At 67.5% G+C, this 22,091-nt stretch carries 14 protein-coding genes and 2 pseudogenes; 4 read left to right on the top strand and 12 right to left on the bottom strand.

Annotated elements, in window-relative coordinates:
- Positions 1 to 19: 19 nt before the first annotated feature.
- A complete protein-coding gene (locus ACHL_RS19005) occupies positions 20 to 748 on the bottom strand; it encodes a TetR/AcrR family transcriptional regulator (protein ID WP_015938937.1) in 729 nt (242 codons plus the stop codon).
- A 170-nt stretch (positions 749 to 918) separates the two neighbouring features.
- Here ACHL_RS19005 and ptsP point away from each other — a divergent pair, with 170 nt between their 5' ends.
- A complete protein-coding gene (gene ptsP, locus ACHL_RS19010) occupies positions 919 to 2,604 on the top strand; it encodes a phosphoenolpyruvate--protein phosphotransferase (RefSeq protein WP_015938938.1) in 1,686 nt (561 codons plus the stop codon).
- 28 nt (positions 2,605 to 2,632) lie between these two features.
- On the opposite strand, the gene ACHL_RS19015 is transcribed toward ptsP, so the two are convergent.
- The 8 genes and pseudogenes from ACHL_RS19015 to ACHL_RS19055 form a co-directional block, all read right to left on the bottom strand.
- Positions 2,633 to 6,295, bottom strand: a complete 3,663-nt coding sequence (locus ACHL_RS19015) for a GH32 C-terminal domain-containing protein (protein ID WP_015938939.1) — start codon at positions 6,293 to 6,295, stop codon at positions 2,633 to 2,635.
- Positions 6,296 to 6,330: 35 nt separating this feature from the next.
- The gene (locus ACHL_RS19020) at positions 6,331 to 7,866 is read right to left on the bottom strand and encodes a glycoside hydrolase family 32 protein (RefSeq protein WP_015938940.1); all 1,536 of its coding nucleotides are present in this window, start codon (positions 7,864 to 7,866) and stop codon (positions 6,331 to 6,333) included.
- Positions 7,863 to 8,996 (bottom strand): ATP-binding cassette domain-containing protein, encoded by a 1,134-nt coding sequence (locus ACHL_RS19025; protein WP_015938941.1) that lies wholly within the window; start codon positions 8,994 to 8,996, stop codon positions 7,863 to 7,865. The genes ACHL_RS19020 and ACHL_RS19025 overlap by 4 nt, the downstream gene beginning before the upstream one ends.
- Positions 8,993 to 9,982, bottom strand: a complete 990-nt coding sequence (locus ACHL_RS19030) for an ABC transporter ATP-binding protein (RefSeq protein ID WP_015938942.1) — start codon at positions 9,980 to 9,982, stop codon at positions 8,993 to 8,995. Before ACHL_RS19030 ends, ACHL_RS19025 begins: the two co-directional genes overlap by 4 nt.
- A gap of 124 nt (positions 9,983 to 10,106) precedes the next feature.
- Positions 10,107 to 10,949 (bottom strand): annotated as a pseudogene (locus ACHL_RS23885) (ABC transporter permease); the annotation flags it as partial.
- 24 nt (positions 10,950 to 10,973) lie between these two features.
- Positions 10,974 to 11,951 (bottom strand): ABC transporter permease, encoded by a 978-nt coding sequence (locus tag ACHL_RS19045; RefSeq protein ID WP_015938943.1) that lies wholly within the window; start codon positions 11,949 to 11,951, stop codon positions 10,974 to 10,976.
- 160 nt (positions 11,952 to 12,111) lie between these two features.
- Positions 12,112 to 13,785: an ABC transporter substrate-binding protein gene (locus tag ACHL_RS19050; protein ID WP_015938944.1), complete on the bottom strand. Its 1,674-nt coding sequence runs from the start codon at positions 13,783 to 13,785 to the stop codon at positions 12,112 to 12,114.
- An 80-nt stretch (positions 13,786 to 13,865) separates the two neighbouring features.
- Entirely contained in the window at positions 13,866 to 14,936 is a 1,071-nt protein-coding gene (locus ACHL_RS19055) for a LacI family DNA-binding transcriptional regulator (RefSeq protein WP_015938945.1), read from the bottom strand.
- A gap of 254 nt (positions 14,937 to 15,190) precedes the next feature.
- Between ACHL_RS19055 and ACHL_RS19060 the strand changes: the two are divergent.
- Together ACHL_RS19060 and ACHL_RS19065 are read left to right on the top strand one after the other, a co-directional pair.
- Positions 15,191 to 15,583: pseudogene (locus ACHL_RS19060) on the top strand (helix-turn-helix domain-containing protein); the annotation flags it as partial.
- Between the two features lie 119 nt (positions 15,584 to 15,702).
- On the top strand, positions 15,703 to 16,506 hold the full coding sequence (locus ACHL_RS19065; RefSeq protein WP_015938947.1) for an alpha/beta fold hydrolase: 804 nt from the start codon (positions 15,703 to 15,705) through the stop codon (positions 16,504 to 16,506).
- Here the strand turns inward: ACHL_RS19065 and ACHL_RS19070 are convergent.
- A complete protein-coding gene (locus ACHL_RS19070) occupies positions 16,503 to 17,723 on the bottom strand; it encodes a PucR family transcriptional regulator (RefSeq protein ID WP_015938948.1) in 1,221 nt (406 codons plus the stop codon). The two genes, ACHL_RS19065 and ACHL_RS19070, sit on opposite strands and share 4 nt — an antisense overlap.
- Before the next feature lie 232 nt (positions 17,724 to 17,955).
- Between ACHL_RS19070 and ald the strand changes: the two genes are divergently transcribed.
- On the top strand, positions 17,956 to 19,074 hold the full coding sequence (gene ald / locus ACHL_RS19075; protein WP_015938949.1) for an alanine dehydrogenase: 1,119 nt from the start codon (positions 17,956 to 17,958) through the stop codon (positions 19,072 to 19,074).
- 63 nt (positions 19,075 to 19,137) lie between these two features.
- Here ald and ACHL_RS19080 read toward each other — a convergent pair whose 3' ends face one another.
- Positions 19,138 to 20,199, bottom strand: coding sequence for a Gfo/Idh/MocA family protein (locus ACHL_RS19080; protein ID WP_015938950.1), 1,062 nt, complete (start codon positions 20,197 to 20,199; stop codon positions 19,138 to 19,140).
- Between the two features lie 162 nt (positions 20,200 to 20,361).
- Complete coding sequence (locus tag ACHL_RS19085; protein ID WP_043794248.1) at positions 20,362 to 22,077, bottom strand: ABC transporter family substrate-binding protein; 1,716 nt, start codon at positions 22,075 to 22,077, stop codon at positions 20,362 to 20,364.
- Positions 22,078 to 22,091: the final 14 nt, after the last annotated feature.

The following is a 22,091-nucleotide window of genomic DNA, read 5'->3' on the forward strand; positions in this document are numbered from 1 at the left end:
GGGGCAGGTTGGTGCCGGCCTAACCGGCAGGGGTGGTGGAGATCCGGTGCAGCCACTCGAGGAAGAGCTTGAGCTCCGAGCTCGAGAGCTGGTCTGAGTGCGAGGCCTGAAGCGCGGCGTTCAGGGCAATCGCTGCCACCACCACCGAGGACTTTCCGGCGTTGCCCGGGGCCGCGCCACTGGCGGGCTCGGCGGATACCGCGAAGATCATGGCATCCCGGGTCATGGTGGACAGTTCAAGGTTCCGGTCCGGGGCGGGCTCCGCAATCAGCATCAGCGTCACGCCAACGTTGGCCGCCAGGATGGACCTGGCCGCCTCCCTGGGCTGGACGTTGAGCTGGCCCGCCGCCGCGGCCTTGTTCAGCATTTCCTCCATCAGCGCCTCGGCATCGGCCACGATGGCGGGGCGGCTTTCCGGGCGGATGTTGCCGAACATCACCAGGTACAGCTCCGGCTGGTTCAGCCCGAACTGCACGTGGTTGTCCCACATTCTCCGGATGTCCTCGAGAGGCTGCCCGGAGGGGGCGAAATCCCTTTCGCCTGCGACATATTCTTCGAATCCTGCAGCCACCACGGCGTCGAAAAGACCTTCCTTGTCGCCGAAGTGGTGGTACAGGGTGGGTGCCGAAACCCCTGCCAGCTGCGTGATCTGGCGGGTGGAGACCGGCGCTCCCGCGGATTTTGCCAGCAGCTCCGCCGCTGCACGGAGCAGCCGCATTTTGGGGGGAAGCTGGCCATCCAAACTCATAACCGCTACCCTAGCACCTATAGCGTTGCTATATGAACTGAATCACATACAATTTTTTCAGGCTCGTTTCCATCTCCTGACGTGACGTGTTGCGGCGGTGCGGAGGTGTTCCGGCATGGCGCCGGGATTGTTTGGCGGGCCTGGCTACCGGCAGAGAACGAGGACCTTCAGTGCAGAACTTCCCAGGAGTAGGCGTCAGTCCAGGCCGCGTCATCGGCACCGTACGGCAGATGCCCAAACCGATCAGCGAACCTCCTGCCGGTGACCAGCTGGCACCGGGGACCACTGCCGAGGAAGCCACTGCTGCACTGAAGGCGGCATCGCAGGCCGTGCATGACGAACTGAAGGCGCGCGCAGCGCACGCCAGCGGTGACGGCAAGGCCGTCCTGGAGGCCACGGCGCTGATGGCCAAGGACACCATGCTGATCAAGGGCGCCGCCAAGCTGGTGGCCCGTGGCACGTCCGCCGAGCGAGCCATCTGGGAATCGGGATCCTCCGTTTCGGAGATGCTCCACAACCTGGGCGGCTACATGGCGGAGCGCGCCACCGACGTCCTGGACGTGCGGGCCCGCATCGTGGCCGAGCTCCGGGGCGTGGCCGCGCCCGGTATCCCCGCGTCCGAGCATCCGTTCGTCCTGGTGGCTGACGACCTCGCCCCCGCCGATACCGCCACCCTGGATCCGAACAAGGTCCTCGCCCTGGTGACGTCCGGCGGCGGCCCGCAGTCGCACACCGCCATCATCGCCCGCTCGCTCGGCCTCCCCGCCGTCGTGGCCGCCGTCGGGGTGGACCACATCGCTGACGGGACCGAGGTCTATGTGGACGGCGCCGCCGGCTCCGTCACGTCCGAACCTGACGGGTCCCTGCGCGAGGCCGCCGAAGGCTGGGCCGCAACGGCATCGCTGCTGGCCGAGTTCACCGGCACGGGCACGACGGCGGACGGCCACCAGGTCCCGCTGCTCGCCAACGTGGGCGGAGGCAAGGACGCGGCGGCCGCCGCGAAGCTGGGCGCCCAAGGCGTGGGACTGTTCCGCACCGAGTTCTGCTTCCTGGAGCGCGACACCGAGCCCTCCGTGGAAGAACAGGCCGCCGCATACAAGAGTGTCTTCGATGCCTTCCCCGGCAAGAAGGTGGTGCTCCGCACCCTGGACGCCGGCGCCGACAAACCGCTGCCGTTCCTCACCGACTCCACCGAGCCCAACCCCGCCCTCGGCGTCCGCGGCTACCGCACCGACTTCACCACCCCGGGCGTGCTGGACCGGCAGCTGGAGGCCATCGCCCTGGCCGCCAACCAGTCGGAGGCGGACGTGTGGGTGATGGCACCGATGATCTCCACGGCCGAAGAGGCCGCCCGTTTCGCCTCGATGTGCGCCGACGCCGGCCTGCAGACTCCCGGGGTGATGGTGGAGGTCCCCTCGGCCGCCCTGACCGCCGAGGCCATCCTCCGCGAGGTGGGCTTTGCCAGCCTGGGCACCAACGACCTCACCCAGTATGCGATGGCAGCGGACCGCCAGCTCGGTCCCCTGGCGAACCTGAACACTCCGTGGCAGCCGGCCGTCCTGCGGCTGGTGGGCCTGACGGTGGAGGGCTCCCGGGCGGAAGGCAACAGCAAGCCCGTGGGCGTCTGCGGCGAGGCTGCGGCGGACCCCGCCCTCGCCGTCGTCCTGACCGGCCTGGGCGTGAACACGCTGTCCATGACCGCCCGCTCGCTGGCCGCCGTCGCCGCGGTCCTGAAGACCGTGACCCTCCAGGAGGCCCAGGAACTGGCCAAGCTGGCGCTGTCCGCCCCGAGCGCTACGGAGGCCCGCGACCGGGTGCGGGAGAAGCTGCCCGTCCTGGCGGAACTGGGACTGTAACCAGCTCCGCCAGCCCGGCAATCGTGTCCTACGGCAGGGCCGTTACCAGCACATCCTGGTATGCGGCCCTGCCGTCGAACACGTTGACGCCCACCCGACCGGCGGCCAGGGGCGCACTGTCGGCGACGTCTATCAGCTGTGTCCCGTCCACTGCCACCGTGATCCGGCTGCCGCTGACGGCGGCATCCAAGGCGTAACTGACCCCATGGCCCAGGTTCGTGGGCACGCTGGCCAGGACGGTGAATACTCCGCCGGACAACTTGAACACCCGCACCACGCGCAGGTTCGGGTCCAGGTTCACGTAGTAGGCCGTTGAACCGTCGGCCGAGGACCGGAGCAGCACCGAGCCCGCGCCGCCGTATCCCTTCTCCGGCGCCAGGTCCCGGTTCAGGAGCTCACCGGCGAAGGGCTCGCCGCCGAACCGCACCGTGGCCTGCAGCCGGACGTTGCCGTACAGGGCAGCGCCCATGGCGGTGGAGTCCTTGTCGAACGTGCCGGCCAGGCCTGCGCCCGTGCCCTCCCAGCGTCCGCCCGGAACAACCGCATAGGCGCCCAGGTTGTGCCTGGCGGCGCCGGCCGCCGGCGGAAGGACTGCCGACGGCGGAGCGCCGGTCAGGCGCGCGGTGTCGCCGAGCTGGTGCACTTTGACGGACACCAGCCGGGCAGTGCCACCGGCTGCGGTGAAGGACAGTCCGGTAGAGGCGTGGTCCGGGAAGATGAGCGCGGTGATGGCGGCCGTACCGTCGCCGCCGAAGACCTCCACCGAGGACGCGTCTACCAGGATCCGGAGTTTCACCCGCTTCTCTGAACCCACCACAGAAGAGCTCCACGGGGCCGTCGCATTGTCGGCGGCCGAACCGGCGAAGTAGCGGGTGAAGTCCTTCCGCCCGGCGGCGCTGCGGTCCACCGTGAGGGCGGCAGCACCGGCGTCGTACCCCACCAGTGTCTGCTGCGCCCCGGTGGAGCCGCTGCCCCGCCGGACCCCGAAGGCGAAGGAGGAAGCCCCGCCCGACGACGGGATCCCCACCTCTGCTTCCAGCTCGAACGAGCGCCCCGAGACTGAGGCCAGCGGGTTCCCGGAGGTTGGCGAGACCGTCACATCCGAGGCCTGCCACGTGGAAGTCCGCAGTGATTCTGCCTCCACCACCGGGGCCTGCGTCAGCCTCAGCCCGGCACCCGGAACGTCAATGAGCTTGATCTCGCGGGGCACGGACAGCTGGCCGTTCCACCGGCCGGTGGGCGGACTGAAGGCGTAATCCCAGTTGCTCATCCAGCCGAGCATGATCCTCCGGCCGTCCGGGGTGCCGTAGAAGCTCATGGCCGCGTAGTAGTCGCGCCCGTGGTCCGCCTGCAGCACCGTTGAGGCGGGGGTGTCCGGGGTGAACGAGGTGCCGTTCCAGGTGCCCGTGACGTACTGCGCCGCCGAACCGTTGGTGGCGCGCACGGCTCCGGTGCTCCACCACAGCACCCAGCGTTTCACCCCTGGCTGCCCCTCGACGGGCAGTTCGAAGAAGTCCGGGCATTCCCACACGCCGCCGCGGACCCAGCTGCCGTAGCCGAAGGTGCTGGCGAAGGTCCAGTGGAGCAGGTCAGTGGACGAATAGAAGCGGAGGTGGTCCCCGCCGGCCACCACCATGACCCACTTGCCGGAACCGGCGTCCCGGGTGACTTTGGGGTCGCGGAAGTCCCAGCCGCCGTCCGGTCCACCCGGGTTCTCCACCACCGGCGCAGCCTGGACGGTCTGCCAGCTGCGGCCTTTGTCCCTGCTGTACGCGGCGCGGACGGACTGGTTACCGTTCGGGGCGTCATGGTTAAAGCTGGTGTAGTAGGCGATCAGCCCGGAGCCGCCGGGGAAGAGTCCGCTGGCGTTGGTGGCGTCCACCACGGCCGAACCCGACCAGGACTCCCCTGCGGCCATGTGCGGCAGGGCGATGGGCAGCTGCTTCCAGTGCAGCAGGTCGGTGCTGACGGCGTGCGCCCAGCGGCCGCGGTCCTGGTGGAAGAGGTGGTACTCGCCGTCGAAGAACACCAGGCCGTTGGGGTCCGAGCTGTTGCCCGAGTTCTGGGTGTAGTGGTAGCCGGGCTGGTAGGTGCCGTTCATGTACTGGTCCACACTGTCCGCCCTGATGTTCTGGAACCAGGTGGTGCCGGTGGCAAGGAGGGCGAACCCGGATCCGGAGGCAGCGGGAACGGCGCCGCCCAGGACTGGCGTGCCGTTGACCAGGACGGACGCTTCCGTGCCGCGCGCGGTGAACTGGACGCGGTTGAGCTGCCCGGCCTTGAAGCTGGTGGCGGGAAGGGTGCCGACGTGCAGGAGCGTGGACGCGGCCCGGTTGTACAGTTTCGCCGTGCCGGCGCCGGGATCGATCCGCAGTTCGAGGCCACCGGAACCGTCCGCGCCGCTGCGGACCACCACCGAGGCTGTTGCCGGTACGGTGGCGGTCACGTCCAGGGAGGCCACGACGTCGGACGCCACCGCCGGGATGAACCTCGCCGCGGTGCCGCCTGCCGGTGTTGCGCGCAGGCCGGCAGCGTCCGGCTCCCAGGATCCGGACGCCGTGCGCCAGCCCTGGAGGGGACTCTCCAGGCCGCGGAGGGTCATGCTTTGGAACACGGCGGTGCCGTTGTACGAGCCAAGGCCAATATGCCCTGAACCGGCCGTGGAGTCGGTGGCCGTGATGGCGGGCGTGGCACCGTTGGGGTCCAGGAAGTCCGTTTGCCAGTAGACGGCCAGTGCGCTGCCAAGGGCTGTGACCCGGAGGCGGTAGACCTGGTTGAGCGTGATGGTTGCGGGGAACGTGCCGAGCGTGGCGTTGTCGGACACCCGGTAAAGCCGCAGCCTGCCGGCGTTGGGGTCCACTTCGGCGGCGTACCCGGCGGTCCCGGCGGCATTGGTCCGGAAGAGGACAGTTCCCACGCCGTAGGGGGATGCCACCTGGATATCGGTGGAGAAATCGACGTCGGTGGGTTGCTGCCCGGTGGCGATGGCGCGGCTGTTGGCGTTTGCCGGGGCGGCGCCGCGGAACCCGGTGGCTGTGGCGGACCAACCGGCGCCAAAGCTCCAGCCCGAGACGTTCGCGTCAATGGTCCGGACCCCGGGAGTGCCAAAGGCCACGGTTCCGTTGAAGGCGTGCAGCCCCACGCGGCCTGATTCGTAGCGGTAGTCCGTGGCGTCGATCCTTGAGGTCCCGTCCACCGCAACGTAGATCCGCGGTCCGTCAACGTGGACGTCCACGTTGTAGGGCTGTCCCGTGTTCAGCGCGAGTGGCACCGGTGCCGCCACGTCCTGGCCGGTGGCGAGGTCGAACAGCCGCATCCGGTCCAGGTTGGGATCGATGGTGGCTGCATAGCCGGCGCCGGCGTCCGGGGTTGCCCGGAACACCAGGGCGCCCACACCGTAGGGGCTTCCGGAATCGACCGTCACGCTGGCCGTGTAGCGGGCAGTGCCCGCAATGACCTGCTCGCTGGTGGCGGCCGCGTTCTGGCCTGGAGGTGCGACGGCGGTGTACCCGCCTTGGACCGTCCGGGTCCAGTTGCCGCTGGTGCCGGCGACGTCCGGGACGGGGCTGGTGGTGCTGTTGAGGGTGACGGGCTCGGTGCCGAGGGCCGTTGCCGGAGCAGCGGCCCCCGTTCCCGCGAGGCCGGCACCAATGACCGCTGCCGTGAGGCCCGCGGCTAGTCTCTTGTGCATGCAGATCACCTTTGATCTCGGCGGTTTGGTTGGGGCTACGGGAAGAGGGTGCGGCCACCTCCCCGGATGTCGGCCATGGTCCACGCATCGAAGGCGTCCAGGTGTACGGCTCCCGTGGCGGAGAGGGTGACGTTGCCGCCTCCGCAGGTGGGGTAGACGCGGGCGGTGAGCGGCTTGCCGTTGGCGAAGACCTCGACGGCGGACCGGTCCACCAGGACGCGCAGGTGCACGTGCCCGCCGGTCATCGGGACGGGCCCGGACCGGTCCTCCGCGTCCACGGAGGAGTCCAGGGAGCTGCGGGTGCGGTCGAGGCGGAGGATCCCTTCGGCGCCACCGGCATCGAGTGCAGGGCGGCCCACTTCGATGACGGTGTCCTCCGCGCCGTCGCCTGATCCCAGCACGCCCAGCCGCAGCACGGCCCCAGGTGCCAGGTGGATGTCCAGTTCGAGGTCCAGCTGGTTGCCGTGGACGCCGGTATCCAACGTCGCCGCCAGCTCCCGCGCCGGCAAGCTGGTGTGGTCGCCGCGCAGCTTCTCCAGTTCGGGGACCGGAGCGAACCGCAGCGTCCCGTCCTCCGCCAGGGTGGTGATCCGCGGCAGGCTCATCACGCCGGACCAGCCGGCTTCCACCATCGCGGCGTCCGTGCGGCCTTCCTGCAGCCAGCCGAACATGATGCGACGGCCGGCGTCGTCCAGGAAGGACTGCGGCGCATAGAAGTATCGGCCGCCGTAGTCCAGGCGGTGCAGCGCGGCCGGTTCGAACGAGTCGCCGGAGTACCTGCCCGTCCAGTACAGCGGGTGGCGCGTGTCGCCGTCGTTCCAGGCGGAGAAGACCAGCACGTCCGGTGAATCGTCCGCCGGTTCCGTACCCAGGGTCCCGGTGCCGGCCCGGAACAGGTCCACGCATTCCCACATGGTGCCGGTCCAGTCCGTCCCGGCGGGGTCACCCTGTGAGGCGTCGCCGATGAAGAGCGGCCCCACGTAGTCCCAGGAGCGAAGGTCCGCCGACTCGTACAGAAAGGCCGTTCCGCCGCGGCCGCGCACGCCGGAGCCCACCAGTTGCCGCCACCTGTTGCCTTCGCGCCACACGCAGTGGTCGCGGTAGGCGGTGATGTCCACGCCGGCCGGCGGGGCTGCGATGACGGGGTTCTCCGGGGCCTTGGTCCAGGTGGACAGGTCCGGGGAGCCCACGGCGACGCAGGGAAGTTCGCGCTCCCCGAGGCGGCCCGAATAGACCAGCGTGGGCGTGCCGCCATCGTTCACCAGGACGCCGGACCAGCAGCCGTCCGCGTCCGGTCCGGTCGACGGTTCCAGCGCCACGGGCTGGTCCGTCCAGGTCACGAGGTCCGTGCTGGTGGCGTGGCCCCACTGGATGCGGTGGTGGAAGGCACCCTCCGGGTTGTACTGGTAGAAGAGGTGGTAGGTGCCGTCCCATTGGGCCACACCGTTGGGATCGTTGAGCCAGCCGGCGGGTGAGACGAAATGGAAGCTGGGCCGCAGGGGATCGGCTTCGGCGCGGGCAACCAGCTCGCCGCGCGGGACGGTAGCGAGCGGGTGGGTCAGTTCAGTCATGCCGAAACCTTCCGGGAAATGTTCGACGGCGGCGGTCCCGCAGGTGCGGGGGCGCCGGCTGCGGGGTCTGCAGCGAGGGCGTGGCCGCCTGCGCCGGCACGGGGCCGGTAGAGGTGGCAGCGGACCCAGTGCCGGTTTTCGGGGGCACCTACCTGGTGCCGGACGGGCCGGTCTGCGGAGCAGGCCTGGTCCGGATCGCCGTCGAACGCGCAGCCGGTGGAGGCCATGACGGCCTGCCGCAGTTCCGCCCGCCGGACGGGATCGTAGGAACCTGCCCGGGCCGGATCCGGCACGGCGGAGACCAGGAGTTGCGTGTAGGGGTGGGCCGGGTTGGCCAGCAGGTCCAGCGACTCGCCCTCTTCCACAAGCTCGCCGGCGAACATCACGGCCGTGCGGTCCGCGAGGTAGCGGGCCGAGGCGAGGTCGTGGGTGATGTAGAGCATCGAGATGCCCTGCTCGTCCCGGAGCCTGCGCATCAGGTTCAGCACGCCGATCCGGACGGACACATCCAGCATTGAAGTGGGCTCGTCGGCCAGGATCACCTGCGGTTCCACGGCGAGCGCACGGGCGATTGCCACGCGCTGGCGCTGTCCGCCGGAGAGTTCATGCGGGTAGGAGTCCAGCATGTCCGCCTGCAGCCCCACGGTGTCCATGAGCTGCTCGAGGCGGGCCTGGGTTTCCGTTTCCGAGCGGCCGCCCTTCCCGTGGATCGCCAGGGAACGCCGCAGGAAGTGCCCGATCCTGTGTGCCGGGTTCAGCGACCCGAAGGGGTCCTGGAACACCATCTGCAGCTGGGAGCGGAAGGCCCGCGAGGCCTGGAAGCGGTCCCGCTTGAGGACATCAACGCCGTCCAGCAGGATGGAGCCTTCACTGGGCCGTTCGAGCCGGGCAACGCAGCGGGCCAGGGTGCTCTTGCCGGAACCGGATTCGCCCACCAGCGCAACAATTTCGCCGCGGCCGATGGCCAAATCCACGCCGTGGAGGGCACGCACAGAGTCCCGCGAGAACAGCCCGCCAACGGGGAACGATTTGCCCAGGCCGCGGACCTCCAGGGCAGGTGTGTCCGTCCGGGCCGGGCCTGAACTGCTGGGGCCTGAACCGGTGGGGGTGGAAAGCGTTGAATGGCTCATCGGACAGCTCCTTGCAGCGATTCGGCCGCGCCCTCGAGGGTGCCGGCTCCGTGCGCGATGGACAGGTCGTCGGCACCGAACGGCGCCACGAGGTGGCCGGGCGCCACCTCGGCGAGGTCGGGGATGTTCCGGAACTTCACGCCGTCGGGCAATCCCGAAAGCGGAACCCGCGGACCGGTGAGCGGCGGGAACGCGCCCATCAGCGCCTGTGTATAGGGGTGGCGGGGATCGGCGTAGACGTCGTGGGCCCTGGCGGTTTCCACGATGCGCCCGCCGTACATCACGGCCATCCGGTGGGACAGTTCCACCATGAGGGACATGTCGTGGGTGATGAACAGGACGGAGAAGCCCAGCTCGCGCTGGAGTTCCTTGATCTGGGCCATGATCTCCTGCTGCACCACCACGTCCAGGGCGGTGGTGGGCTCATCCAGGATCAGGAGGGAGGGCTTGAGCGCCACGGCCATGGCGATGACGGCGCGCTGCCGCATGCCGCCGGAGAGCTGGTGCGGGTAGGACTTCAGCCGGGCGGGGTCGATCCGGACCAGCTCCAGCAGCTCCCCGGCCCGCCGCAGCGATTCCCTGCGGGAGAGCCCGGCGTGGGTGGTGAAGATGTCCACGATCTGCTCGCCGATGGTCAGCACCGGGTTGAGCGAGTTCATTGCCGACTGGAACACCATGGCCACGTCCTGCCAGCGGAAGCGCCGCAGTTCCTCCGGGCTCATGGCCAGCACATCCCTGCCGCCGAAGGAGATGCTGCCGCCGGCGATCTTCGCGGGGTCCTTGAGCAGGCGCATGATCGAGTTGGCGATGGTGGACTTGCCGCAGCCCGATTCCCCGGCCAGGCCGAAGACCTCGCCGGTGCCGATGCTGAAGGAGACGCGGTCCACTGCGGTGGTGGAGCGGGAATCCCCGACGTACTTCACGGTGAGGTCCCGAACGTCCAGGATGGGTTCGTGGGACCCGAAGGAGGTCTGGGAAACTGTCATTTGGCAGCGCTCCTTTCAATGGGTGCAGGGGTTCCGGCCGTGGCGGTTTTAGGGTCTTGATCTTCCGCAGGCGGGGGTTGGTGACCTCATCCACGGCGTAGTTGATGAGGGCCAAAGCGAACGCCACCAGTGCGATGCACACGCCCGACGGCACGAAGACCCACCAGCTTCCGGTGAGCAGCGCGCCCTCGTTGCCGGCCCAGAAGAGGTTGTTGCCCCAGGAGACGGTGCTGACGTCGCCCAAGCCCAGGAACTCGAGGCCCGCCTGGGCCCCGATGCCGTAGATGACGCAGGCAAGCAGTGTTCCCATCACGATTGATGCCATGTTCGGCAGGATTTCCCGGAACATGATCCGGCCCGCCCGTTCGCCGGACACCACCGCGGCGGCCACGAAGTCCTTGGACCGGATGGACAGGGCCTGGCTGCGGAGGACGCGCGCCGAGCCCGCCCAGCCGGTGACAACGAGCACCAGGATCACGGTTCCCAGCCCCGGCGGAAGGAACGCGGCGAGGATGACCAGGAGCGGCAGCCCGGGCAGGAGGAGGAAGACGTTGGTGACCAGGGACAGTGCCTCGTCAATGAACCGGCCGAAGTAGGCCGAAGCCAGGCCCACGATGATGCCGATGAACGTGGAGGCAAAGCCCACCGTGAGGCCCACCAGCAGTGAACTCCGGGCGCCGTGCACGGTCAGCGCCAGCACGTCCTGGCCTTTTGCCGTGGTGCCCAGCCAGTGCTCGGCATCCGGTTCCAGGGACGCCATGGCGGTGATCCGGGAGGGGTCGCCGGGGAACAGTATGGGGGCCAGGAGCGCCACCACGATGAACAGGGCCATCACGGCCATGCCCACCAGGGCCTTCCTGTTGGTCAGCAGCCCGTGGATAAAGCTGCGGTTGGGTTTGGTTTTGGGTTTCGCGGCGGGGGTTTTGCCTGCCGCGGTGCCGGATTGCTGGAGGATTGCGGTTGCCATGGTGGGTCCTTTATCTGCGGCCGGTCAGTTGCTGCGCACGCGCGGGTCGAGGCGGACGTACAGGATGTCCACCAGGAAGTTCGCCAGCAGCACGGCGGCGGTGATGGTGAGGAACAGGCCCTGCATGAGCGGATAGTCCAGTCCCTGGACGGCGTTGAGGAGCTGGTAACCCACACCGGGGTAGGCGAACACCACTTCGGTGAGCAGTGCCCCACCCACCACGAAGCCCAGGCCCATGCCGAAGCTGGTAACGGACGGCAGCATGGCGTTGCGTGCCGCGTAGCGGAGCATGATGCGTCCAGGGCGCAAACCCTTGGCCTCGGCCATGGTGATGTAGTCCTCGGAGTTGGTGGCAATCATGGTGTTACGCATGCCCAGCATCCAGCCGCCGATGGACACCAGCACGATGGTCAGCGCCGGGAGCACCAGGTGCGCGCCGACGTCGCCGATGAACTCCCGGGTGAACGCGGGCTCCAGTCCGTCCGTGAACGCATGCCGGATGGGGAACCAGCCCAGCACCACGCCGAACAGGTACAGGGCGCCCATCGCCAGCCAGAAGTAGGGGAACGATCCGATGAACACCAGCACGGGAGGCAGCGCCGAATCGATCGCGCCGCCGCGGCGCCACGCGGCCACGATGCCCAGCAGGTTACCCACGACGGCGGCAATCACCAGGGCGGTTCCGCCCAGCAGGAGGGTCCAGCCGATCTGGGACGAGATAACCTCCGTGACAGGCGCCGGGAAGCGTGAGATGGAAACTCCCATCTGGCCGGTGAAGATGTTCTGCAGGTAGCCGGCGTACTGCTCCCACAGGGGCCGGTCATCCACACCCAGCAGCCGGCGCAGGGCCTCGATCTGTTCGGGCTGCATCCTGTCCTGGGAGCGGGCGAACATGCGGGAAACGGGGTCCCCCGGCATGAAGCGCGGGAGCAGGAAATTCAGCGTGATGGATGCCCAGAAGGCGACCAGGTAGAAACCCAGCCGGCGCAGGATGAAGCGCACGGGTTCCCTCCAATTCGGGAGTGGTGAAAGGTATGTGGGGGCTGGCCGCCGGAGGTTCCGGCGGCCAGCGGTGTCACGAAGCGAGGTTAGGGCGGCGGATGGGCCCACGCCGCCTGGGTTCCCTGGCCGAAGCGAAGCGAGGTTAGGGCGGCGGTGGGGATTACTTGCGCGGTTCCAGCGAGGTCAGCACCAGCACCGTGGTGGGTGCGCGGACCGAGAGGGTGGCGTAGGGGTTGTCCTGGGTGGGCCAGCCGGTGAAGCGGGTGTCGTTGAAGGCGCCCCACTCCGGGCCGGAAAAGAGCGGCACCAGCGGCGCGGCGTCGCTGTACTCTTCCTGGAGCTTGTTGGCGAGGTCCTTCTGCTTGGACTCGTCGGATTCCGCGGCGAACTGGGCCAACAGGGCGTCGGCCTTCGCGTCGCCGAAGCGGTGGTAGTTGTCGAACGTCTTGGTGCCCACCGGCTTCACGGTTGCCGAGCCCATGGCGGTGTTGAAGTACTTGTACGGGCTGGGATCGTTGGCGCTCCAGACGATGCCGGAATCGAAGGTGCCCGTTTCGTAGCCGGCCACCACGGCGGCCCAGTCAGGGGAATCCACCTTGGCGGTCACCCCCACCTCTGCAAGGTTCTGGGCGATCACGTTGGCTACGGACAGCCAGTCGGAGGAGGAGGCTCCCACGGAGATCTTGAACTCGAACGGCTTGCCGTCCTTGAGCGTGCGCTTGCCGTCCGCGCCCTTGGCGTAGCCGGCCTTGTCCAGCAGCTCGTTGGCTTTCTGCACGTCGTGGTTGGTCCAGGTGCAGTTGTCCTTAACCTCGCTGCTCTTCCACGTCTCGTAGTTACCGGACAGGCCCGTGCAGTCGGCGGGCTGGGCGTAGCCGCTCATGCCGATCTTGGTGACCTGGTCCCGGTCCACGGCCATGCTCAGTGCCTTGCGGACGTCAACATCATTGAACGGCGCCTTGGTGGTGTTGAGCTGCCAGTTGATCATGGCGCCCGTGGGCGGGAACCAGTACTGGCGGTGGTCCTTGTCCTTGGAGACGAACGTCTTTTCAATGTTCGGGATGTACTGCGGTGCCCAGTCCACATCCCCGTTGGCCGCTGCGAGGTTGGCGCCGTCGTTGCCGGCGAAGGCGAGCATCTTGATGCCGGCGATCTTCTGCTTCTCCGGCTGCCAGTAGTTGGGGTTCTTCTTCAGCACGAAGGACTGCGCCTGGAAGCTGTCCACCTCGGTGTAGGGACCGGTTCCCACGGGCTTGGCGTTCGCTTCCTTTTCGGGGTCGGCGAGCGTGGACCAGATGTGCTTGGGCAGGATGGTGAGCTGGCCGACGTCGTAAAGAGCCGGGGACCACGGCTTGTTGAAGTTGAACGTGACCTTGTTGCCTTCGGCGGTGACGCCGTCGAGGTATTCGAACCCGCCCTTGATCTTCTTCTGCAGCTCGAACGTGTAGGCCACGTCGTCTGCCACCAGCGGCTGCCCGTCGGACCACTTCACGCCGTCGCGCAGCGTGAACGTGACGGACTTGCCGTCGTCCGCGGCTTTCCACTCGGTGGCGAGCCACGGCACCGTGTCCCCGTTGGCCGGGTTGAAGATCAGCAGCGATTCGTAGATGGACTGCTGGACCATGGGGTTCACTGTGGGGGCGAAGGGGTTGAAGTTCTGCACGAACGTGCCCATGTCCTCACGCGGGATGGTGAGCAGCGCACTCGCGTTGGAGCCGGCGTCGGTGCTGTTTGCCTTGTTGGTGTTGGCCGCGCAGCCGGTCAGCAGCATCGCTCCCACGGCCAGGCCCGCAGCCGTGATCCGGGCAGCCCGGAAGAATCGGGGTTGTGTCATGATGGATATCTCTTTCCTGTCTTCATCAGCGAGGTGAAGGGCGGGTTAGGGGTTTTGCTCTTCGGAACTTGATTTCGCGGTCAGACCGAAGAGCGTTCTAGCAGCGGACAGTCGACCAGTTGCTGGTCGGCAATGATCGGCTGTCCTGCTGTAAGGGCGGCGAGCGTCTGGACTCCCAGGGCTCCCATTTTTTCGAACGGCAACGCAACGGTGGTCAGTTTGGGCCGCAGGTAGGCCGCAATCAGTTCCTGGTTGTCGAAGCCGATCACGGCGATGTCTCCGGGGATGGTCAGGCCCCGTTCCTTGATGGCGTCATAGGCGCCCATCGCCATGCGGTCGTTGAGGCAGAACAGTGCCGTTGGCCTGCGCTCCCCCTGGTACCTGTCCAGGATCCGGCCGGCGGCCTCGTAGCCGCCGTCGGCCGTCGCGTATCCGGACACCACCAGTTCCGGATCCAGGTCCAGTCCGGCGGTGGCCAGTGCTTCGCGCGCACCTTCCAACCGCCCCACTGCTGCAGGGATCACCGGGTCAAGGTTGATAACTCCTATCCGGGTGTGGCCGGCCTTGAGCAACCGTTCGACGGCCACCCGGCCACCCGCACGCTCGTCAGGGACGATCGAGGGCAGCTTTCCGTCAGCGTCGAAGCAGTTGATCAGGACAGTGGGTACTTCATTGGCGCTCTCCGGAACGTGGACGCCCCGGTGGAAGGTGGCTGCGTACAGAAGTCCTTCCACGCGCTGTTCCAGAAGCTTTTCCGTCGCAGCATCTTCCAGGCCCTGGTTGGGTCCTACGGCATCGGCCTGGTCGGAGGGCGCGATGAGCAGGAACCGGCGGTCAAGCCAGGCCTGGTCCTGGGCACCTTTGATGATGTCGACGGCGAACGGGGCCGTGACGATCTCGGTGACAATGCCGTACCAGCCGCTGCGCTGGGATGCCAGTGCACGGGCGCCGGCGTTGGGCCGGTAACCCAGTTCCTGGACGGCCTCGTTGATCCGGGTGCGGGTTTCCTCGGAAATGCTGGCGTTTTCGCGGTTGCTCAGGACGAACGAAACGGCTGTCCGGGAAACGCCGGCGTGCTTGGCGACGTCATTCATGGTGACGCCCCGCTGCCGCACGGCGGCGGACTGCTGGGGTGTGGTGCTTTTCGCCATTGAATGCTCCGGGTCTTCGTCGACTGGGCCATGCCAGCTTTTGCGTGGTGAGGTGTTTCCTATAACGCGCCTGCCTTGTGGGTAACGCGCGTTACTTGGATCGTGTGATTGAGGTTACGCGCGTTACTTACTCCGTGTCAACGGTTTCTTTTGGCCGCCCCCCACTTCCTTTTCGATGGGTTCCACACCCAACCCCGCGAGGCCGGCCCTGTGCCCGGCAGGGAACCGCTGCAACGGAGCGTTAGGCTTCCTGTATGGCACTGATAGCCCCCCGCGTGACAGCCGGACTGCCCGCAGAAGATGCCGGCGGCCTCGCCCGCGCCCTGCGGGACAGCGACGACATCACCGTCTTTGTGGACGGCACCGTCCACCGGTTGCCCGCCCAGGCGAGGGACGCCGTCGTGGACCTCCTGGCACGGCTCAGCCGCGGCGAGGCGGTGACCGTCAGCAGCGTGGAGGAAATGCTGACCACCTCCCGGGCCGCTGAACTGGCCGGCATTTCCCACACGTACCTGCGCAATATGACGGACCGCGGCGAAATCCCCGTGGAATACCGGGGTACCCACCGGCGGATCCGGCAGAGCGCCATCCTGGCCTGGCTGGAGACCCAGCGGCGGAAGGAACGCGAGGCCGCGGCGGACGGCGGCACACATGCCGCCGGCACCAACAGTGCACGTGCGGACGGCCCGGCGCCGGACAGCGTGGCCACAGGCAGCGCCGGCGGTTCCGGCGCGTCCGGTGTTGCCGACGGCAGCGCAGGGCACCGATGACGGTCCCCCTGCGGTCCTCGGCAGTTGAAGCACGCGGCCTGTCCGGCCGGATCTTCTGGGCGGACGGCACGCCGCCGCCCTCGCCCGGCGCAGTGCCGGCCAACGGAGGGCCGGCATATATCCTGATCCACGGAATCGGCGCTTCGCACCGCTACCTTCGGCGGTTGCACCATCTGCTGGCCGCCACCGCGCCCACGTATTCCATGGATCTGCCCGGGTTCGGCGGAACGCCCCGGCCCGCGCGGCAGCTGCCCGTGGAGGACTACGGCGCCTTCATTGCCGAAACCCTCGAATCCAGCGGCATCGAATCCTACATCCTGGTGGGCCATTCAATGGGCGTTCAGTTCAGCATTGAGGCGGCCCGTCACGCGCCGGACCGGGTGCGGCAGCTGGTGCTGATGGGCCCCGTGGTCGACGAACGCCACAGGACTGTCACACGCCAGGGTGTCGCCCTGCTGCTGGATGCGCTCCTGCGCGAATCGGCGGCGTCCAACTGGACAGTTATGTCTGACTACTTCCGCTGCGGCCCGCGCTGGTACTTCACCGAAGTTCCGGTGATGATGGACTACCCCACCGAGAAGTGCGTGGCCGGCATCGACATTCCCGTCCTGGTGCTGCGCGGCGGGCAGGACCAGGTTGCCGGCCCTGAATGGTCACGCCGGTTGTCTGCTGCGGCGCCGCATGGGCACTTCGTGGAAATCCCGGGAGCGGGCCATGTGGTCCAGCACCTCCGGTCCCGGCAGGTGGCCGAGGCGATCAGCACCTTCGTAGACTCGACGGCCGGGCAGGCACGGCACTAGATCCTCGGCCGCGCAGCCCACCGGCGCATCTTCAGGGCCGCGTGCAGCTCCAACCGGGGCAGCCCCTTCAGCGGGTCCACGCCCAGCAGTTGGCGGATCCTGCCCAGCCGGTTGTAGATGCTGCTCCGGTGCAGGTGGAGCTTCGTGGCCACGTCCTGGACGGAACCGTCGTTGTCGTAGAGGAGTTCCAGCACCGGAATAAGTTCGCTGTTCCGGTCATGGTCTTCGAGCATCCGGAAGTACACGGACCCCGAATCGGCCCAGGCCCCCACCCCGCCCCCTGCGGAAGCCAGCAGCTGGTATACGCCGGTGGACCGGCAGTCCACCAGTTCACCCAGTTGGGGGTCCACGGCCGCCGCCTGGGCTGCGAGCTTCGACTGCCGGTACGCCTCGCCCAGCTGGCGGGTGCGGGTGAACCCTTCGCTGATGCCAAGGATGATGCGGTGCACCGGCCGGCCGGACCGCTTGGCCAGCTCCAACTGGTAGTGCACCAGCACCTGCGCATGGTTGGCCCGGCCGGACAGCTCGCGGAACAGCACCACCGAATGGGTCTCCGTGCCGGCACTGAACAGGGCCGCATCCACGCCCACGGTGGCCTGCAGCGCGGTGGACCGGTGGATCAGGGTGGAGGCGATGGGGTCCGGGCCGCTGGCCCAGCCGTCGGCATCCAGCACGGTGACCATCTGCCACGGTCCGCGGCCCTGGACTTCCTTCCAGCCGGCAACTGCGGCCACGGCGTTCGGTTCGCCGGCGCAGGCGGACAGGAACTCGCGTTCACGGCTCCGCCGGAACTCGGACTCGGCAGTATTGGAGTCCAGCAGGAGCCCGGACAGTAGCTCCAGCTCATGATTGACCGCCGGCAGCTGGGTGAGGATCGCCGTCGGGCTCTCCTCCGCCGAGTCCTGCTGCACCCACAGGTAGCCGACGCGGAAGCCGCGCACCATCAGCGGGACACAGACGCGGCCCAGCATGCCCAGGTCCGGATTGGCGGGCACCACCACGGGCCGAACGGCAGTGGCGATGCCCTGCGAGAGTTGCCAGGCGCTCACGTCCGCCGGCACCTTCTTGCTGAGCAGGAAGTTCACGCGCACCCGGTCCGCATGGGACTGGTTGGAGCTGTAGGCGAGGAGCAGGCCGTCCAGGTCCTCCAGCGAAAGGCCCCGGCCCAGCTTCTGCGCCACCTGCTCCACGAGCTGTTCCACACCCTGCTGCTGCATGCGCCAACATTACTGCCCGGCGGCCCGTGGGCACGAACGGACAACAGGCGACACCTGACGCTTCCACCCTCGACATATGTCTACCCAAGTGGACCGGATTCCGCGGAATTCCGGGGAATCCGCCGGCGGCCTCCATCGCGGCCAATGTCGGCTGGCTCACAGCGGATTTATCGTGGAAAGACGAAATCCTTCCGCACTTTCCGGCTTACCCGCCGAGAACCTGGAGCCCACGATGATCATCGGTGTCCCGAAAGAAATCAAGAACAACGAGTTCCGCGTCGCCATCACCGCCGCCGGCGTGCACGAATTCCGCACCCACGGCCACTCGGTGCTGGTGGAGCGCGGCGCGGGCCTGGGTTCCGGTATCACCGATGAGGAATACGCCATCGCCGGCGCCGAGATCGTCACCGAAGCCGATGACGTCTGGTCCCGCGCGGACATGGTCATGAAGGTCAAGGAGCCCGTCAAGGCTGAGTACCACCGGTTCCGCAAGGGCCTGATCCTCTTCACGTACCTGCACCTGGCCGCCGAGCCCGAGCTGACCCAGGAGCTGATCAACTCCGGCGTCACCGCCATTGCCTACGAGACCGTCCAGGAGGGCCGCACCCTCCCGCTGCTCGCCCCCATGTCCGAGGTGGCCGGCCGGCTGTCCGTCCAGGTGGGCGCCTCCTCCCTGATGGCTCCCGCCGGCGGCAAGGGCGTCCTGCTGGGCGGCGTTCCCGGCGTCCGTCCCGCCAAGGTTGTTGTCCTCGGCGCAGGTGTGGCCGGCACCAACGCCGCCGCCATGGCCCTGGGCCTGGGTGCCGATGTCACTATCCTGGACATCAACATCAACCGCCTCCGCGAACTGGACGCCCAGTACCAGGGCCGGCTGAAGACCGTGGCCTCCAACGCCTACGAGATCGAAAAGTCCGTAGTGGATGCCGACCTGGTGATCGGTTCCGTCCTGATCCCCGGCGCCAAGGCCCCCAAGCTGGTCACGAACGACCTCGTTGCCCGCATGAAGCCCGGCTCGGTCCTGGTGGACATTGCCGTGGACCAGGGCGGCTGCTTCGAGGACACCCACCCCACCACGCACCAGGAACCCACGTACAAGGTGCACAACACCATCTTCTACTGCGTGGCCAACATGCCCGGCGCCGTACCGAACACCTCCACGTACGCCCTGACCAACGTCACCCTGCGCTACGCCGTGTCCCTCGCGAACCTGGGCGTCAAGGCAGCCTTTGACCGCGATCCCGCCCTCGCTGCCGGCCTCAACATCGCCGCTGGCCACGTGGCTCACCACTCCGTGTCCGAGGCACACAACCTGCCCCTGGTTTCCGACTGGCACGAGCTCGTCTCGGCCTAAGGGTCCAATCGGTGGTTGAGCTTGTCGAAGCTGGGGTTTCGACAAGCTCAACCACCGATGCGTTTAAGCCAGTTCCCGCGCTTTTTCTATGATCTTGAGGACCTCCACCGCGTCCTCGGGATCAACCGGGAGGGGCAGGGATGACTCCGCTCCGCCGTCGAGGATCTTGTCTGCCAGGAGGCGGTAGAACCCGGGGTAGTTGCCGCGTTCGGTGGGAAGCCGGTCCAGGTGGCCGTCGCGCCCCAGGAGGCCCGCCCACTCGGGTGCCTCCACGCCGTACTCCTGGTCCAGGGGGCTGCCGCCGGCCACAATGTACGGCTCCTGCGGGTCCACGCCGTGCTTGGTGAAGCCTCCCACCGACCCCAGCACACGGAACCGCGGGGCCTGCTGCGCGCAGAGCATGTTCATGCTGAGGTGGCTGGCCACCCCCGAGTGGTGGCGGAGCACCAGGAAGACGTCGTCATCGGCCCGCTCGTCGGAGCGGCGGGCCTGCAGCTCGGCGTGGGCTACGTCAGCAGGGCCGAAGAGCTGCAGTGCCTGGTCGATCAGATGGCTGCCGAGATCAAACAGCGCACCCCCGCCTTCGGCAGCCGTGGCCCGCGCCTTCCAGGCCTTCGCGATGTTGGGCGACCACCGCTCGAAACGTGATTCGAACCGAGTCACTTCGCCCACAGCCTCAGCGGCGAGCAGCTTCCGCAGGGTCAGGAAGTCGCCGTCCCAGCGCCGGTTGTGGAAGACGGTGAGGACCCTCCCGAGCTTGCGGGCCAGCCCGGTCAACTCCTGCCCTTCTTCACTGGAGATGGCGAACGGTTTGTCCACCACCACGTCCAGCCCGGCTTCCAGCGCCGCTTTGGCCAGCGGGTAATGCGTGGCCGGCGGGGTTCCCAGCACCACCAGGTCCAGGGCGTCAGACAGCTCCAGGACCGCCTCGCCGTCGCGGACCGTCTTGACCCCCGGGTAGCGGCCTTTCGCCGCCTCCTGGCGGTCGGCGTTTGAGGTGGCAACGACGTCCAGCGAATACCTGTTGTCCGCGTCCAGCAGGGGCGCGTGGAAGACGCTGCCGGAGAGTCCAAAGCCTACGACGGCGGTACGGATGGTGCGTGGCTCAGCTTCAGTTCCGCTCATGCCACCAACGCTACTCCGGCGCGCGTGTCACCGCTGCGCGGTGCTGCACCTCCGCCTTTCGGCAATCCGGCCATCGGTTATTCGCTGTCGGTTAAACGGCCGGGGCCGGCGTCCCCCTTTCGGGAGGCGCCGGCCCCGGCTGCTGCTAAGCGGCGGGCGGGATTACTTCTTTTCCCAGCCCAGGGTGGTCCAGTCCGGAACCTGGGACAGGCTCTGGAACAGCGACGGGCCGTAGTTGGCGAGGCCCGTGCGGACGAAGGAGATCTGCGGGCCGTTCATGACCACGCCCATGGAGAAGTACTTCGCCATGTGCTCCTTTTCGACCTCCATGGCCGCCTTGTTGCGCTCGGCGTTGTCCTCGATGGAGGCGAGGTCGGCGATCTTCTTGTCCAGCTCGGCGTCGCCCAGCTGGTTCTCGTTGGTCTTGGAATCGTAGTACTGCTTCACCGCGTCGGTGGCGTCCGGGCCTACGGTATAGCCCGAAACGCTCATGTCGAAGTCGCGGCCGCCGATGACCTTGCCGAAGTCGGCGGAAGCACGCTGGTCGATTCCGACGTCCATGCCGCCGGCCTGCAGCTGCTTCTGCAGGGTCTGTGTGAAGGCCAGGGTGGTGGGATCGTCACCGAAGTTGCTGATCTTGAAGGCGGCAGGCTTGCCGTCCTTCTCCATGATGCCGTTGGCGTTGGCCGTGTAGCCGGCATCCGTCAGGACCTTCTTGGCAGCGTCCGGACCTGTTTCCTTCACGGGGTAGTTGTCCTGGTAGTACTCGGAGAACGGCAGGAGCATCATGGAGCCGGAGCTGGGCTCTTCCCAGTTCAGGCCGTTGAAGCGGACCTTGCGGAGGGCTTCGCGATCCACGGCGGCGAAGATGGCTTCGCGAATGGCGACGTCGGTGACCTTCTGGGCATTGATGTTCATGCCGCCGGCGAACAGGCGCTGGCCACGGCGGATATCTGCGTCCTTGGTGCCTTCCAGCTGCTTGTACGGAGTGATGGTGTTGGCCGAAACGGCGTCGATTTCACCGTTCTTGAAGGCGGCGATCTGGGCGCTGCTCTCCAGCTGGCGGAAGGTGACGTTGGCCAGTACCGGCTTCTTGCCCCACCACTTTTCGTTGGGAACAAGAGTCACCGTCTTGGCAGCGGAGTCGTACTGGTCAAGCTTGAACGGGCCGGCCATCCACTCGGCGTGCATGTTGCCGTTGAAGCCTTCGTTGAAGATCTCCGGGCTGTTCACGGCCGGGTGGATCAGGCCGAAGAAGAGCGAGTCAATGGGGTAGACCGGCTGTGTGGTCTTGACGATGACTTCCTTGTCGCTGCTGCCGGCCTCTACCGACTCGACGAACTGGTAGGCGCCGGAGCTGACGATGTCGTAGCCGTTGTCCGGGCTCTTGAGGATGTTCCAGGTGTTCTGGAACGCCTTCACGTCGATGGGTGTGCCGTCGTTGTAGGTGGCCTTGTCATTGACCTTGATGGTGATGGTCTGCTTGCCGTCCGTGACCTCGCTCTCCACGGACTCGCAGAAGTCCGTGTTGGGCGTGACCTTTCCGGTGAAGTCGACCTTCCAGCAGCCACCCATGCCGCCGCTGTTCATGGCAACCGGGTTGATGGGGACCTGCAGGGCGGAGTTGTCCGCGCTGTTGCCGTTGTTGGAGAAGCCGTTGAAGTCCGGGCCGATGTTGCCCAGCGGAAGGGTGACCTTGCCGCCCTGCTCAAGATCTGCTGCCGGCTTCTCGTTGATGCTGATCAGCTTGGACAGGTCGCTGCCTGCCTCCTGCCCCTTGGCTGTCTCCGGCCCCGTGGAGCCGCCACTGCCGCAGGCCGTCAGCGCCAGAGCCGCAGCAATGGCTGCAGCTCCGCCGATCCTGTTCAGATTCCTCATGGTTTTCCCTTCGT

Source organism: Pseudarthrobacter chlorophenolicus A6 (assembly GCF_000022025.1).
Lineage (GTDB): Bacteria > Actinomycetota > Actinomycetes > Actinomycetales > Micrococcaceae > Arthrobacter > Arthrobacter chlorophenolicus.

Bases quoted from the DNA above. Each gene is read 5' to 3' on its own strand.
- ACHL_RS19005 (WP_015938937.1), bottom strand. From the start codon at position 748: ATGAGTTTGGATGGCCAGCTTCCCCCCAAAATGCGGCTGCTCCGTGCA.
- ACHL_RS19015 (WP_015938939.1), bottom strand. From the start codon at position 6,295: ATGCACAAGAGACTAGCCGCGGGCCTCACGGCAGCGGTCATTGGTGCC.
- ACHL_RS19020 (WP_015938940.1), bottom strand. From the start codon at position 7,866: ATGACTGAACTGACCCACCCGCTCGCTACCGTCCCGCGCGGCGAGCTG.
- ACHL_RS19025 (WP_015938941.1), bottom strand. From the start codon at position 8,996: ATGAGCCATTCAACGCTTTCCACCCCCACCGGTTCAGGCCCCAGCAGT.
- ACHL_RS19030 (WP_015938942.1), bottom strand. From the start codon at position 9,982: ATGACAGTTTCCCAGACCTCCTTCGGGTCCCACGAACCCATCCTGGAC.
- ACHL_RS19050 (WP_015938944.1), bottom strand. From the start codon at position 13,785: ATGACACAACCCCGATTCTTCCGGGCTGCCCGGATCACGGCTGCGGGC.
- ACHL_RS19055 (WP_015938945.1), bottom strand. From the start codon at position 14,936: ATGGCGAAAAGCACCACACCCCAGCAGTCCGCCGCCGTGCGGCAGCGG.
- ACHL_RS19065 (WP_015938947.1), top strand. From the start codon at position 15,703: ATGACGGTCCCCCTGCGGTCCTCGGCAGTTGAAGCACGCGGCCTGTCC.
- ACHL_RS19070 (WP_015938948.1), bottom strand. From the start codon at position 17,723: ATGCAGCAGCAGGGTGTGGAACAGCTCGTGGAGCAGGTGGCGCAGAAG.
- ald (WP_015938949.1), top strand. From the start codon at position 17,956: ATGATCATCGGTGTCCCGAAAGAAATCAAGAACAACGAGTTCCGCGTC.
- ACHL_RS19080 (WP_015938950.1), bottom strand. From the start codon at position 20,199: ATGAGCGGAACTGAAGCTGAGCCACGCACCATCCGTACCGCCGTCGTA.
- ACHL_RS19085 (WP_043794248.1), bottom strand. From the start codon at position 22,077: ATGAGGAATCTGAACAGGATCGGCGGAGCTGCAGCCATTGCTGCGGCT.